We start from the raw sequence: 13216 nt of genomic DNA, 5'->3' as shown, positions 1-13216 counted from the left end.
TCATGCTTTCCTGAACGGGAGGACGAACGGAGGCACAGGACATGAAAGAAGGCGACAGGCGGATCGGCGACGGGCGGGCAGGTGAGGGGCGGGCAGGTGAGGGGCAGCACAGCGAAACCGGCCTCATGCTGCAAGGTTACGGGCTCACCACGGCCGAGATTTTCTACCGGATGCCGGATTACAGGTCGGTGCTCAACACGTTCATCTGGCAGACTTATGATCTGGCGCCGGATTACCCCGAACTGTTTCGCTTCATTGAATACTGGCAGACGAATATCGAAGGGCCGCTGCATTCTGTGCGCTTCACGCATCGCCGGCAGATCGGGCCGGCGGAATGGCGCAGGGTGACGGCGGAACTGAGGCTGCAGTAAAGCCCGCGCTTGCCGGGAGGCGCGGGTGAGGTTATTGCCCGCGCCATGAATGACCAGTCTCCCCCCGGCAAGGCGCAGGCTCAGGGCGCGCTGACCACTGTTGACGGGCTGATCCGCGAGGGTCTGAGCCCCGGGGCCCAACGGGCAGAGCTTGAACAGGTCGCGGCGGAATTCCGGGTGCGGCTGAGCCCCGCGATGCGGCAGATAGAATCTGACGGTGTCAGAGCGCAATTCCTTCCCGACCCGCGCGAGCTTACCATCCTCCCGGAAGAGCTGATCGACCCGATCGGCGATGACGTGCATCGCCCGGTGCCCGGCCTGACGCATCGCTACCCCGACCGCGTGATCCTGCACACGACTCAGATCTGCGAGGTCTATTGCCGCTTTTGCTTCCGCCGTGAGGCGGTGGGCGAAAACGGTCAGCTGGAGGAGGCGGAGTTCACCCGCGTGCTCGACTATCTGCGCGATCATCCGCAGATCTGGGAGGTGATCCTGACCGGCGGCGACCCGCTGACCCTGTCCGCGCGGCGCCTGAAGGATATGCTGGCCCGACTGGCAGAGATCCCGAGTGTCGAGGTGATCCGGTTCCATACCCGCATCCCGGTCGTAGCGCCGGAGAAGATCACCGAAGACCTGACGCAGGCGATGCAGATCCGCCCGGTGGTCTGGCTGGTGCTGCATACGAACCATGCCGATGAGATTACCCCTGCGGCCAGTGCGGCACTCGCGCGGCTGACCCGGGCGGGCGTGCCGCTCCTGTCGCAGACCGTGCTGCTGAAGGGAGTCAATGCCGATCCCGGCACGCTGGAGCAGTTGTTCCGTACTTTGATCCGCAACCGGGTGAAGCCCTATTACCTGCATCACCCCGATCTCGCGAAAGGCACCGGCCATTTCCGTCTGAGCCTGCACGAGGGACAGGAAATCTTTGCCGCTTTGCGGGGACGGCTCTCCGGCACGGCGCTGCCGACCTATGTCCTGGATATTCCCGGCGGTTTTGGAAAGGTTCCGGTTGGCCCCGGCTATCTGCAAGACCACAGGGATGGCAGCTGGACTGTCACCGATCCGCAAGGACGCGCGCATTCCTACCGGGATCTCTGAATTCGGGCCGCGAATGCCCATGGCGGCGGCAGATGCAGTCACGCCTGTTTGTGCAATGGAGCCAACGTGATGGATCGGCGGCGCGCCCCGGGGCAACACAGCGACGTCGCACATATTCGTCGTCAAAGGCTTTGGAACAGGCGGCCTAATTCCGGCGCGAAGGGCAGCGTCTGACCGGTTTCAGATCATGCTGCCTGGCGCTGATGGTTCAAGCGGCGGTTTTAGGTAATATGCAGTTTGATGCATCTCCTTTCGGCCAGGATGTTCTCGTCACCACCACAACAGCCGTTGCCGGGCTTAGGTTGCCGGCACTCTTATGGCAGCGGTGGTGGTTGTAGCGGTTAATGAGGGCGGCCCGGAGGCTGCTGCCGAAAGCCACTCAGAATGACCCGCCTTGCCTCTCGGAGCCGTGAACCATGACATTTCCGGGGCAAGCCATACTGGCAGCGAGCCGCGGCGCTTCTGAGCCTGGCTGTAGCCGGACCAGTTCATCGTGCGGAAGAGGGGAGCGGGCTTGCTCGTGGCGCCGATCTAACCTGCTGATTCACAAATATTAATCCGCAGGTCACATGGATAGCGCAAGAAAGCCACTGACAGGTGAACTGTTCTGTCTCAACATCGCTATCGGCTCGCCGAAGGGCAGGCCGCGCTGACACAGGAGTGCGGTCCGGTACAAGGCCCTGCTGCGCCGCTCCGGATTCTGCCCTGCAGCAGGCCGGTTGACATGCCCCCGGCGGTGCCGTGTATTGCGCCAAAACCTCCGGGGGCAATTCTATGGATCGCAGACGCCTGCCCCTAAACGCGCTTCGGGCCTTTGAGGAGGTCGCGCTTCAGGGCAGTTTCCGCGCCGCAGCCGACAGTCTGAACGTCGCGCAAAGCTCGTTATCCCGCCATGTCGCAACCCTCGAACATGCGGCGGGTGTGTCTTTGTTCGAGCGCCACCCGCGTGGCATCGAGTTGACGCCTGCGGCGGAAAAGCTGCTGAGTTCGGTGCGGAAATCCTTTGACCGGCTGAGCCTGACGCTCGACGAGATTGGCGCCCAGAGCACCGAAATGCGCGTGCTGCGTATCTATTTTGCCCCGAGCTTCGCGAGCCTGCTGGCGGTATCTGCGCTTAAGGATTTCCGGCAGCTCTGCCCGGGGATCACGCTGGACATCAGTTGTCTGACGCTGCCACAGCATCAGAGCAACCCGCCCGATGCTGCCGTCATCTACTCCCGCCCGATCATCAGCGATAAGGTGATCAATCTGCTCTGGCAGGTTGAAAGCACCCTGATCTGTCATCCCGACCTGGTATGCGAGGGTCCGCTGGACAGCAGCGAAGCCCTGGATTCATTCCTCAGCCGCAACGAGCTTTTGCACGTCCGCGTCGATGACGGTGACCGTTTTTCGCTCTGGAAGCAGTTTGCCGGCGTGCACGGTCTGCGCGGCACTGTCGCGCGAGGACTGACCTTTGACACGGCCGAGCTCGCGATCCGTTATGCGCAGAACGGCAATGGGATCGCATTGCTGGACCCGACCCCGTTTCGGCCGGAGATCGCTTCGGGAAACCTGATCTGTCCTTCGCCGCTGCGGCTGACACCGGGCTATGGATACTATCTGGTCTGTGATGCCGAAGCGTTGGAGGACACGGCCGTTGCGCTGTTCCGGAACTGGCTGATCCAGCAATTCTGCAAATCCGACCGGGAAGCAGGTCAGTAGGCAGAGCCGGGCCGCGGCCCGTCTGGGCCAGCACCTGAGGCCACATCGCGGCCCGGATCTGCCGGTCACAGGACGGGCGGGTCAGGTCCTGATTTTGACGGAGCGCGCTCCGGCCTTGCCGACCTGACAGGGGTGGCCGGCAGGGCATTGCATGCCGGAATTTCGTGTAATTTATTGTTTTTAAATACATAAGCAGGACCTGCTTTTTATAGATCCCCCGATCTCATTACTCTGCTTGTGGCAGTGCAAATGTTGCACCTAGGTTGCAGCAATAAGCGGGGCCGCTGCATCCATCCTGGATTTCGCAGCGGCGACCGACCGCAAATCAAAAAATAATTCGCCAACAGGAACGTCATGACCATTCTCAAAATGAACAGCGGCAAACCCCTTCACCCGGAGGTCGAAGATCTGTGCCGGAAATACAGCGATAACGGCCTCGACCGGCGGGCGTTCCTGCGCACGATGTCCTGGCTCGGGGTCTCGGCGGCTTCTGCGGCGGCCTTCACCGGGGTCACCGGCGGGGCGGCACGCGCTGATGACACAAAGCTGCCGGTGGCGGGCGGCGAATTGCGCTTTGGCATGACGGTCCAGGAAATCACCGACCCGATGCTGACCAGCTGGACAGAGGCCTCAAACCTTTTCCGCAACAGCCTTGAATACCTGACCTATGTCGACAGCGAGAACATCACGCATCCCTATCTGGCCAAAAGCTGGACGCCCTCAGATGATCTGAGAATCTGGGATTTCGAGCTGGATGACCGCGCAAAATGGTCAAATGGCGATGCGTTCACCGCCGATGATGTGGTGTTCAACATTGCGCGCTGGATCGCGCCTGAATCGCAATCCTCAAACAAAACCGCCTTTTCGGCGATCGAAAAGGTCGAAAAGACCGGTGAACACTCGCTGCGCCTGACGCTGTCACGCGGTGTCGTTTCGCTGCCCGAACAGCTTTACGCTTATAATTGCCCGATGCTGCATCGCGATTTCGAAAAGAGCGGCGCCAACTGGCCGGCAAATCCGGTCGGCACCGGCCCCTTCGCGCTGAAAACCTATGAAGTCAGCCGTCAGGCAGTCTTTGAAAAGCGCGCCGATTACTGGGGAGAACCGGCCTATCTTGACCGGATCATCTATGTCGATGTCGGCGCCGATGTGACCACACAGCTTGCAGCGCTGGCCAGCGATCAGATCGATGTGATCTTCAGGGCCGCGATCACCGATGTCGATATCATCTCCAAACTTCCGGGCGTCCGTCTGCTGCGGTCTGAACCCGCGCATACGATCGTGATGCGGATGAAGACCGATGAGAAACCTTTCGACGATATCAGGGTGCGCCAGGCGGTGCAGCTTGCCGCCGACAATGATCAGATGCTGGCAATTGCCTATCGCGGAGAAGGCGTGGTCGGCGGCAATTATCATGTCTCGCCCAAACACCCCGATCATTTCCCGCTGCCTCCCATTGCGCGTGATGTCGAAAAGGCGCGGGCGCTGCTGGCCGATGCCGGCTACCCGAACGGCATCGATCTGGAACTGGTGCTGGGCAATACCCAGGGCAAATGGGAACAGGATACCGCCCAGGTTCTGCAGCAAAATCTGGCAGAGGCCGGGATCCGGCTGACGCTGAATGTCCTGCCCTCGACCCAATACTGGCCGGTCTGGAACAAGGTGCCTTTTGGTCTGACCTATTGGGCGCACCGGCCCCTGGGGGTGATGACGCTCAATCTTGCCTACCGCAGCGGCGGTGCATGGAATGAAAGCGCTTTTGCCAGCCCCGAATTTGACGCAGCCCTCGACAGGGCAATGACGATCATCGACCCGGAGGAGCGCGCGGCCGCCATGCAGGAGGTCCAGACCATTCTGCGCGATGCTGCCGTTATCGTGCAGCCCTTCTGGCCCAAGGAATTCTCGGCCTGCACCGAACGGGTACAGGATTATGATTTCCATCCCTCGCATTACTACCGGATGGACCGGGTCTGGGTCACTTCCTGAGACCACCACGCCCGCATCAGACGCAATGATCTGAACCCCCGGAAAGAACAGGACGCGAATGACTGCTTTTTTACTCCGCAAGCTCGGCTGGGCTGCGGCAACAATGCTGACCGTCTCGATACTGGTCTATCTTGCGCTAGAGGTGAATGTCGACGATGTCGCCGCCAAGGTGCTGGGGCAGTTCTCGACCGAAGAACAGCGGGAGGCCTGGCTTTTGGCCAATGGCTATCGTGACCCGCTTGTGCTGCGCTATGGCCGCTGGCTTGTCGCGTTCCTGTCAGGTGACTGGGGCCTCTCCAGTCACTTCCGGGCCCCGGTGATCGAGATCATTCCGGCAAGGCTGGGCGCCTCGCTGCTGCTGGGCGCCTGTGCCCTGCTGGTGATGGTCCCGACCGCGCTTCTGCTGGGGGTGATTGCCGGCATGCGGCCCAATTCAATGATGGACCGCGTTGTTTCGGTATTTGCGATCCTCTCGACCTCGGTGCCCGATTTTGCCTCGGCGGTCCTGCTCTCGGCCATCTTTGTGTTCTGGCTTGGGGTATTGCCCGGCACCAGCACCATGCTGACCGGATTTTCCCTCAGCGAGCTGGTGCTGCCGGTCGCCGTTCTGGCGCTCTACTCGACCGGTTATCTTGCGCGCATCACTCGCACCGCGATGGCCGAGGTTATGGCCTCGCATTATGTGCGCACTGCCCGGCTGAAAGGGGCCGGCACCTTCCGGATCGTGTTCCGCCATGCGCTGCGTAACGCGCTGATTGTGCCCGCTACCGTGGTGATGATGCAGGTGCCCTGGCTGCTTTCGGGCGTGATCGTGGTCGAGGTTTTCTTTGCCTATAAAGGCTTCGGCTCGCTTCTCTATGATGCGGCGCTGAACAGCGACGTCTATCTGATCGAGGCCTGCGCCATGGTCAGCGTCGTGGTTGTCGTGCTGTCTCAGATCCTCTCTGACCTCGCCTATGTCTGGCTCAATCCCCGCATCAGCCTCTCTGGTGCTGAACGCAGCGCGGGGGTGGCAGATGCCTGACAGCAAACTCAGAGCCTATCTGCGCCACCCTATGGTGCTTATCGGGGGCGGCATCTCGCTCGCCTGGCTGCTCATCGCCCTGCTGGCGCCGCTGATCGCCCCCTATGATCCGCTTCGCATGCTGCAACCACTGGCGCAGCCACTGACCCCGGATCCGGCCGGCGGAATGTTCTGGCTGGGCACCGATCTCGTGGGACGCGATATCCTGTCGCGACTGATCTACGGCGCCCGAACCGTGGTGGTCTATGCAACGCTGGCCACCCTGACCGCCTATGCTGTGGGGATCAGCGCCGGCCTTGCCGCAGGTTATCAGCGCGGTCGCACCGATATGGTCCTGTCTTTCATCGCCAATGTCGTGCTCTCGTTCCCGGTTCTTGTGCTTTACATCCTGATCATCGTGGTCATCGGGCCCTCGCCACTCAACATCATCCTCGCGGTGACATTCGCGAGCGCCCCGGCAATCTTCCGCATCGTGCGGGCCATCAGTCTCGATATCTCCAGCCGCGATTTCGTGGCCGCTGCCCGCACCCAGGGCGAAAGCCCCTGGCGGATCATGCTCGTGGATATTCTGCCCAATGCCACTGGCCCGCTTGCCGTCGATTTCTGCCTGCGGATCGGCTATACCGCGATCAAACTGGGGACCCTCGGGTTTCTCGGGCTTGGCCTGCCTCCTCCTACACCGGACTGGGGTTCGATGGTCAATGAAGGCCGCGCGATGGCGATGGCATTTCCCTATCTTATCATCTTTCCATGCCTCGCGATCTCTTCGCTGATGCTTGGTCTCAGCCTGCTGGCCGACGGTCTGAAAGACGTGTCCGGCCGGATGGAGCGCCAGTCATGACCGATCCTGTCAATCCCGGCGACACTACAGCCCCCCGGCCGGTTCTGAAGCTTGAAAATCTCAGCATCAGCCTGCCAAAGGGTGCAGACCGTTCTCTGGCGGTCTCGGGCGCCAGCCTTGAGCTGCACCCGGGTGAGATCCTCTGCCTTGTCGGGGAATCCGGCTCCGGCAAATCGGTCCTTTCCGCTGCTGTGATGGGGGCGGTGCCACGTGGTCTTGACGTTGTGGCGGGGCATATCCTGCTGAATGGCACCGATCTGACCGGGCTGAGCGAGGCACAGCTGCGGCAAATGCGCGGCCGCGATATCGCGATGATCTTTCAGGAGCCGATGTCCTCGCTCAACCCGGCAATGACCGTCGGGGAACAGATCGAGGAAGTCTTTCTGCTGCATTCCGATTTTGACGCAGCCGAACGCCGCAAGCGCGCCCGTGCCCTGGTTGAGGCAATGCATCTGCCGGATCCCGACCGCATCCTTGCCTCATTCCCGCATTGCCTGTCCGGCGGTCAGTGTCAGCGGGTGGTCATTGCGATGGCCCTGGCGCTTAACCCCAGCGTTCTGGTCGCCGATGAGCCGACCACCGCACTTGATGTGACCACTCAGGCGCAGGTGCTGAAACTGATCCGTGAATTGCGCGACGTCTATAACCACGGGATCCTCTTTATCACCCATGATTTCGGTGTGGTCGCCGATATCGCGGATCGTATCGCCGTGATGAAAGACGGGGTGATCGTCGAACTTGGCCCGGCGCGCGACGTGCTGGAGGCGGCAAGCCATCCCTATACGCGCAGTCTGATTGCCGCCATCCCGGGCCTGGCGCCACGCCTGCGCCCGGCGCCGGAAAGGAGCCAGATCGCACTGAAGGCTGCAGGGCTCTGCCACAGCTTCGGGGCCATGCGCGCGCTTGATGAGATTAACCTTACCCTGTTTCGCGGCAGCGTTCTCTCGGTTGTCGGAGAATCCGGCTCGGGCAAATCTACCCTTGCAAAGGCGCTGATCCGTCTGATCGAACCGAAAGCGGGCCGGGTCGAGGTCGGCGGAACCGATATCCTTGCGCTGCCCCCGCGTGATCTGGCGCAGTGCCGGCGCCGCATTCAGATGATTTTTCAGGATCCTTTCGAATCCCTCAACCCCCGACGGCGGGTCGGCGATGTGATCGCGCGGGCGGCCATTCTCGCGGGCACACCGCCAAGCAAGGCGCGCGCGGTTGCCGAAGAGCTTCTGACCCTCGTCGGTCTGCAGGCCTCTGCTTACGCGCGGCGCCCGGCGGCCTTTTCCGGCGGGCAGCGGCAAAGGATCGGTATTGCCCGGGCGCTGGCGATGCGGCCCGATGTTCTGATCGCCGACGAAAGCCTCTCGGCGCTGGATGTATCGGTGCAGGCGCAGGTGCTGGAACTGCTGCGCGATCTCCAGGCCCGGCTGGATCTGGCGATGCTCTTCATCACCCATGATCTGCGCGTCGCGGCCCAGATCAGCGATGACATCATCGTCATGCAAAAGGGCCGCATCGTCGAACAGGGGCGGGCCTCCGCGATCCTCCGCGATCCGCAGCATCCCTATACAAGGGAGCTGCTGGCGGCAGCGCCGGGTCGCACCACGCTAAGCACTCTTTCTGCCGCAAACTGACCCTCAGGACCGAAATGCTTAATATTACCTTCATTCAGCCCGATGGAAGCCGCCGCGAGATCGAAGCCATGCCGCATGAAAGTGCGATGGAGGCGGCGATGCGGCATGATGTCGGGGGGATCGTGGCGGAATGCGGCGGTTCCTGCATGTGTGCCACCTGCCATGTCTATCTCGACGCAGCCTTTCTCGGCATCGCCGGTGCCCCCGGCGAAATGGAGCAGGGCATGCTGGAAATGGCGGCGGCTGAGCTGCGGCCCGAAAGCCGGCTGGCCTGTCAGCTGATCATGGAACCGGCACTGGACGGGCTGATCCTGCATGTCGCCGAAAGGCAGATCTGATGGCTGCCGGTACGATCATCATCGGCGCCGGCCATGCCGGCATCCAGGCTGCCGCCAGTATGCGGCTCGAAGGCTATGACGGGCCGATCCGGGTGCTGACCGATGAGCGCAGCTTGCCCTATCACAAGCCGCCACTGTCAAAGACCTTTCTGAAACAGCCGGAACCCAGGCCCCAGCTGCTGCGCGCTGAAGGCTTCTACACCTCCAACAACATCATACTGGAACGCGGTGTGCGTGTTGTAGAGATCCGGCCCGATGCGCATCGGATACGGCTGAGCTGCGGCCGGGAAGAGCCATATGACAAGCTGATCCTTGCCACCGGCGCCCGCCCGCGGCCGCTCTCGTTGCCGGAGGGTGGCGGCCTTCAGGGCGCGCAGATCGCTGCGCTGCGCACAGTCGCGGATGCCGAAGCGCTGCGTGCGCAGATCGCCGCCAGCCGCAGCCTCGTGATTGTGGGGGCCGGATTCATCGGGCTGGAACTGGCAGCCACCCTGGCCGCTCTGGGCAAGACCGTCACCGTGACCGAGATGTCAGACCGGGTGCTGGGCCGGGTCGTGGCACCGGCGGTTTCATCCCATATCCTGGCGACCTTGCGGACGGCAGGGGTGACCATTCATCTGAATTCAGGCCTGAGCATGATAGGCCCGGGCCGCGAACACCGCCATGAGATGCGTCTGACGGGGGGCGAAAGGATTGAGGCTGATCTGCTGGTGAGCAGCATCGGGGTGGAGCCTGATACGGGGCTGGCCCGCGCGGCGGGTCTGAACTGTGATAATGGCATCCTGGTGGACGGGCTGATGCAGACCTCTGATCCCGACATCCTCGCGATCGGTGACTGCGCCCGATTTCCACACCAGGCCAGCGGCCGGCTGCTGCGGCTGGAATCGGTTCAGGCGGCAACCGATCAGGCCAGAACCGCCGCCGCAACCCTCTGCGGGCGCATAATCCCCTATGCGGCCCTGCCATGGTTCTGGTCCGATATCGGCGATCAGAAACTGCAGATGGCGGGCATTTCAACCGGCGCCGATCAGCAGGTCCTTCTTCCCGCCGGGCAGGATGGCGCGTTTTCCGTCTGTCATTTCGCGGGATCCCGGCTGCTGGCGGTCGACTCGGTCAACCGGCCTGCCGATCATCTTCTGGCGCGCAAAATGCTGAACGCTGGCTTCTCTCCACGCCCCGAAGATGTTGCCGCCAACCGCCTCGCCGAAGCTTTTGCCGCCTGGCAGAGCATGCCGGCCATACCGGCAGATCAGTAGAAATTTCGGAAATCCAAAGAGAGTTCGACGCTCATGACTGAGGTTCAGCCCCCGGGAAACCCGCTCCCCCCTGAAAGCGTGGATTGTGATGTTCATCATCCCAATCCGACCACCGCTGATCTGCTGCCCTATTTGCCCGAAGTCTGGCAGGATCTGATAACGGCGCGTGGTATTCTGCAATTCGACAGCATCGCCTATCCGAATAACGCTCCACTGACCTGCCGTCCGGACTGGCGCGACAGTGCGGGCGGATTGCGCAACCATGCCGCGCGACTTGGCGCGACAGTCTTGGAAGGTTTCGGGGCAGGAACCGCTATCCTGAACAACCTCTGCGGTGTGCATATGATCTATGACACCGATATGGCGATTGCCCTGACCCGCGCGATCAACGACTGGACCCGTGCCGAATGGCTGGACCGCCATCCGGGGCTGCGCGCCTCGATGGTGATCCCGCTGCAGGATATGGAGGCCGCAGTGGCCGAAATCGAGCGTTGTGCCGCAGATCCGCGCTTTGTGCAGATCCTGCTGCCTGCGGCCGCGCATATGCCCTATGGCAACCGCTCGTTCCGGCCGCTTTATCGCGCCGCCATCCGTCACCGGCTGCCGGTGGGCATCCATGCCGGCAGCGCCTATCACCACCCGGTGACCTCGGTCGGCTGGCCGAATACGGTGATCGAGGATTACGCCGCCCAGGCGCAGATCCTGCAATCGCAGCTCGCAAGCCTGGTCTCAGAAGGCGTTTTCGCTGAATTCCCCGAGCTCAAAGTGGTGTTTCTGGAATCCGGCGTGAGCTGGCTTCCGGCCTTCATGTGGCGCTTTGGGAAATTCTGGAAGGGGCTGCGCTTTGAGACGCCCTGGGTGGACCGGCTGCCCGCTGAAATCATCCGCGACCATATCCGCTTTACCACTCAGCCTTTTGATGCACCTGACGATCCGGACATCCTCGCCCGGCTGATCGATCAGATCGGCTCTGATCAGGTTCTGCTCTATGCCTCGGATTATCCGCACTGGCAGTTCGACGGCAATAACCCGCTGCCGAAGTCCTTCGATGCGGCGCTGATCCGCAAGATCGCGCTGGAAAACCCCCTTGCCACCTATCCCCGCCTTTCGGAGAAAAGTTCATGACCGTGCCGGCTGGAAATATGACAAAAGATCAGGCCGTTGTGCAGAAGGTGATCGACTGCGATGTGCATCCGAAACTGTCGTCGGCGGATGATCTGAAGCCGTTTCTCAGTGCCGAATGGGGGGCGCATCTCTCCACCTACGGGCTGCGTTACCGTATGGGTTATCAGGACGGCAATCCGTTTCCCAAGGCGGCGCCCGCCTCATCGCGCCGCGACACCTGGCCCGAACAGGGGCTGCCCGGTTCCGATGTCGGGCTGCTGCAAAGCCAGCTGCTTGATCTTTACAATATGGAGTTCGGCATCATGAACCCGCTCTGGCCGACGGGGCAGGGTGTGCTGGGCGATGCTTTTTCCGCCGCGCTCTGCCGTGCCACCAATCTGTGGCAGCTTGAGCTTTACAACCGTCCTGAGCCGCGGCTGAAATGTTCGATCTGCGTGCCCTATGAGAATGCTGATCTGGCCCGCCAGGAGATCGAGCATTATGCCGGGGATCAGCGTTTCGCTCAGGTTCTTCTGCTCAGCCGCACGGCGGAACTGCTGGGCCAGCGTCGTTACTGGCCGATCTTTGCCGCAGCCGAGGCCGCGAACCTGCCGGTCGGCATCCATGTTTTTGGCTATTCCGGCCATGCGATCACCCCGACCGGCTGGCCATCCTATTATATGGAAGAGATGACTGAACATGCGCCCTCGGCCCAGGCCATGCTGTCGAGCATGATTTTTGAGGGTCTGTTCGAGGCCTGTCCCGGAACAAAGATCGTGTTGCTTGAGGCCGGTTTCGCCTGGCTTCCGGCCCTCGGCTGGCGGCTGGACCGGCTTTGGGAGCGGATGCGCAGCGAGGTGCCGCATGTGAAACGGCCCCCTTCTGAATACTTGCGCCAGCATGTCTGGGTGGCAACACAGCCGATGGAAGAGCCGGAAAACCGGCGCCAGCTCGTCGATGTGCTCGACTGGATCGGTCATGACCGGGTTGTTTTCTCATCGGATTATCCGCATTGGGATTTCGATGATCCGCGCTTCTCATTGCCGCCGCATCTGAGCCCGGAGCTGAAACGTGCCATTCTCTACGAAAATGCAAAATCCCTTTACGGAGCACGCGGATGACACGGTTCCGGGTTGGCACAACCGACTGCATTGCCGAAGGCGGCCGTCTGAAGATTGACATCAACGGCAGGCCGGTGGTGATCTTCAATGTTGAAGGGCGCTTCTATGCCCTCTCGGACCGTTGCCCGCATCAGGGCGGGCCGCTGTCCGCCGGCGATCAGATCGGCGAGCTGCGGGCAGAGCGGGTAGGGGAGCATCAGTATTGCCGGCGCAATATGACGGTGCGCTGCCCCTGGCATCACTGGGAATTCGATATCGAGACCGGCCGCTCACGGATCGACCCCACCCGGCTGAAAGTGCGCTCCTATGAAACGGCGGTGGAGAACGGTCCGGACTGCAATGAGAATGAGGTGCCCGACGCGACCACTTATCAGACCGTAGCCGAGCAGGGCGTGCTATACGTGATCATGTGAGCCTGCATACACAGTCTGCCGCCTGTCGCACAGAATATCGCACGCGCCATTTTGCGGGGCTCCATTGCACAAATCGACTGATGGTCGGAGCTTCCCTCTTCCCGGACAGACCTATGCCACGGCTTCTGTGAGGGGGGCTATCGCGGTGAGACCTTGGAGCACGGCAACACGAACCTTGAACTCCGCGACCTGACGATCAAGGTGCCGCACCGCGCTGGCCCAAGAGCCTGACGCAGGACATTTTGGTCTCTGCCCGGCTTCGGCGGTGGTGTCCGCTCCATCGTCGCCAGATGGTTCGCGCCTCAAGCTTTGGTGTGCGCAGGATCATGGTGCTGCAG

The 13216-nt window shown here is 61.7% G+C and carries 12 protein-coding genes and 2 pseudogenes; 12 read left to right on the top strand and 2 right to left on the bottom strand.

The features are described from left to right. The first annotated feature begins 125 nt into the window (after positions 1–125). On the top strand, positions 126–371 hold the full coding sequence (locus BLW25_RS07020; RefSeq protein WP_253188535.1) for an usg protein: 246 nt from the start codon (positions 126–128) through the stop codon (positions 369–371). 45 nt (positions 372–416) lie between these two features. Further along, positions 417–1469: a lysine-2,3-aminomutase-like protein gene (locus BLW25_RS07015; RefSeq protein WP_092897639.1), complete on the top strand. Its 1053-nt coding sequence runs from the start codon at positions 417–419 to the stop codon at positions 1467–1469. Between the two features lie 360 nt (positions 1470–1829). Here BLW25_RS07015 and BLW25_RS23915 read toward each other — a convergent pair. Continuing rightward, positions 1830–1961: pseudogene (locus BLW25_RS23915) on the bottom strand (IS5/IS1182 family transposase); the annotation flags it as partial. Between the two features lie 282 nt (positions 1962–2243). Here BLW25_RS23915 and BLW25_RS07010 point away from each other — a divergent pair. The 10 genes from BLW25_RS07010 to BLW25_RS06965 all read left to right on the top strand — a co-directional run bounded on the left by BLW25_RS07010 (position 2244) and on the right by BLW25_RS06965 (position 12878). After that, complete coding sequence (locus tag BLW25_RS07010; protein ID WP_092897637.1) at positions 2244–3170, top strand: LysR family transcriptional regulator; 927 nt, start codon at positions 2244–2246, stop codon at positions 3168–3170. A 354-nt stretch (positions 3171–3524) separates the two neighbouring features. Further along, positions 3525–5156, top strand: coding sequence for an ABC transporter substrate-binding protein (locus BLW25_RS07005; protein WP_092897635.1), 1632 nt, complete (start codon positions 3525–3527; stop codon positions 5154–5156). Between the two features lie 58 nt (positions 5157–5214). Continuing rightward, positions 5215–6180: an ABC transporter permease gene (locus BLW25_RS07000; RefSeq protein WP_092897633.1), complete on the top strand. Its 966-nt coding sequence runs from the start codon at positions 5215–5217 to the stop codon at positions 6178–6180. Then, positions 6173–7021, top strand: coding sequence for an ABC transporter permease (locus tag BLW25_RS06995; RefSeq protein WP_092897631.1), 849 nt, complete (start codon positions 6173–6175; stop codon positions 7019–7021). The genes BLW25_RS07000 and BLW25_RS06995 overlap by 8 nt, the downstream gene beginning before the upstream one ends. Then, entirely contained in the window at positions 7018–8646 is a 1629-nt protein-coding gene (locus BLW25_RS06990; RefSeq protein ID WP_092897629.1) for a dipeptide ABC transporter ATP-binding protein, read from the top strand. Before BLW25_RS06995 ends, BLW25_RS06990 begins: the two co-directional genes overlap by 4 nt. A 14-nt stretch (positions 8647–8660) precedes the next feature. Then, the gene (locus tag BLW25_RS06985) at positions 8661–8984 is read left to right on the top strand and encodes a 2Fe-2S iron-sulfur cluster-binding protein (RefSeq protein ID WP_092897627.1); all 324 of its coding nucleotides are present in this window, start codon (positions 8661–8663) and stop codon (positions 8982–8984) included. Next, on the top strand, positions 8984–10240 hold the full coding sequence (locus BLW25_RS06980; RefSeq protein WP_092897625.1) for an NAD(P)/FAD-dependent oxidoreductase: 1257 nt from the start codon (positions 8984–8986) through the stop codon (positions 10238–10240). Before BLW25_RS06985 ends, BLW25_RS06980 begins: the two co-directional genes overlap by 1 nt. 33 nt (positions 10241–10273) lie before the next feature. Next, positions 10274–11365: an amidohydrolase family protein gene (locus BLW25_RS06975; RefSeq protein WP_092897623.1), complete on the top strand. Its 1092-nt coding sequence runs from the start codon at positions 10274–10276 to the stop codon at positions 11363–11365. Beyond that, on the top strand, positions 11362–12465 hold the full coding sequence (locus BLW25_RS06970) for an amidohydrolase family protein (RefSeq protein WP_092897621.1): 1104 nt from the start codon (positions 11362–11364) through the stop codon (positions 12463–12465). The genes BLW25_RS06975 and BLW25_RS06970 overlap by 4 nt, the downstream gene beginning before the upstream one ends. Continuing rightward, a complete protein-coding gene (locus BLW25_RS06965; protein ID WP_092897619.1) occupies positions 12462–12878 on the top strand; it encodes a Rieske (2Fe-2S) protein in 417 nt (138 codons plus the stop codon). The genes BLW25_RS06970 and BLW25_RS06965 overlap by 4 nt, the downstream gene beginning before the upstream one ends. A 111-nt stretch (positions 12879–12989) precedes the next feature. Here the strand turns inward: BLW25_RS06965 and BLW25_RS06960 are convergent. Next, positions 12990–13182: pseudogene (locus tag BLW25_RS06960) on the bottom strand (IS5/IS1182 family transposase); the annotation flags it as partial. Between the last annotated feature and the right edge of the window lie 34 nt (positions 13183–13216).

The sequence above is a fragment of the Rhodobacter sp. 24-YEA-8 genome (assembly GCF_900105075.1).
Taxonomy (GTDB): Bacteria; Pseudomonadota; Alphaproteobacteria; order Rhodobacterales; family Rhodobacteraceae; genus Pseudogemmobacter.
Note: the sequence above shows the minus strand (reverse complement) of the source record. Positions and strands in the feature narration are given on the sequence as shown.

Excerpts from the sequence above, each read along its gene's own strand:
- BLW25_RS07020 (WP_253188535.1), top strand. The coding sequence starts at position 126 with ATGCTGCAAGGTTACGGGCTCACCACGGCCGAGATTTTCTACCGGATG.
- BLW25_RS07015 (WP_092897639.1), top strand. The coding sequence starts at position 417 with ATGAATGACCAGTCTCCCCCCGGCAAGGCGCAGGCTCAGGGCGCGCTG.
- BLW25_RS07010 (WP_092897637.1), top strand. The coding sequence starts at position 2,244 with ATGGATCGCAGACGCCTGCCCCTAAACGCGCTTCGGGCCTTTGAGGAG.
- BLW25_RS07005 (WP_092897635.1), top strand. The coding sequence starts at position 3,525 with ATGACCATTCTCAAAATGAACAGCGGCAAACCCCTTCACCCGGAGGTC.
- BLW25_RS07000 (WP_092897633.1), top strand. The coding sequence starts at position 5,215 with ATGACTGCTTTTTTACTCCGCAAGCTCGGCTGGGCTGCGGCAACAATG.
- BLW25_RS06995 (WP_092897631.1), top strand. The coding sequence starts at position 6,173 with ATGCCTGACAGCAAACTCAGAGCCTATCTGCGCCACCCTATGGTGCTT.
- BLW25_RS06990 (WP_092897629.1), top strand. The coding sequence starts at position 7,018 with ATGACCGATCCTGTCAATCCCGGCGACACTACAGCCCCCCGGCCGGTT.
- BLW25_RS06985 (WP_092897627.1), top strand. The coding sequence starts at position 8,661 with ATGCTTAATATTACCTTCATTCAGCCCGATGGAAGCCGCCGCGAGATC.
- BLW25_RS06980 (WP_092897625.1), top strand. The coding sequence starts at position 8,984 with ATGGCTGCCGGTACGATCATCATCGGCGCCGGCCATGCCGGCATCCAG.
- BLW25_RS06975 (WP_092897623.1), top strand. The coding sequence starts at position 10,274 with ATGACTGAGGTTCAGCCCCCGGGAAACCCGCTCCCCCCTGAAAGCGTG.
- BLW25_RS06970 (WP_092897621.1), top strand. The coding sequence starts at position 11,362 with ATGACCGTGCCGGCTGGAAATATGACAAAAGATCAGGCCGTTGTGCAG.
- BLW25_RS06965 (WP_092897619.1), top strand. The coding sequence starts at position 12,462 with ATGACACGGTTCCGGGTTGGCACAACCGACTGCATTGCCGAAGGCGGC.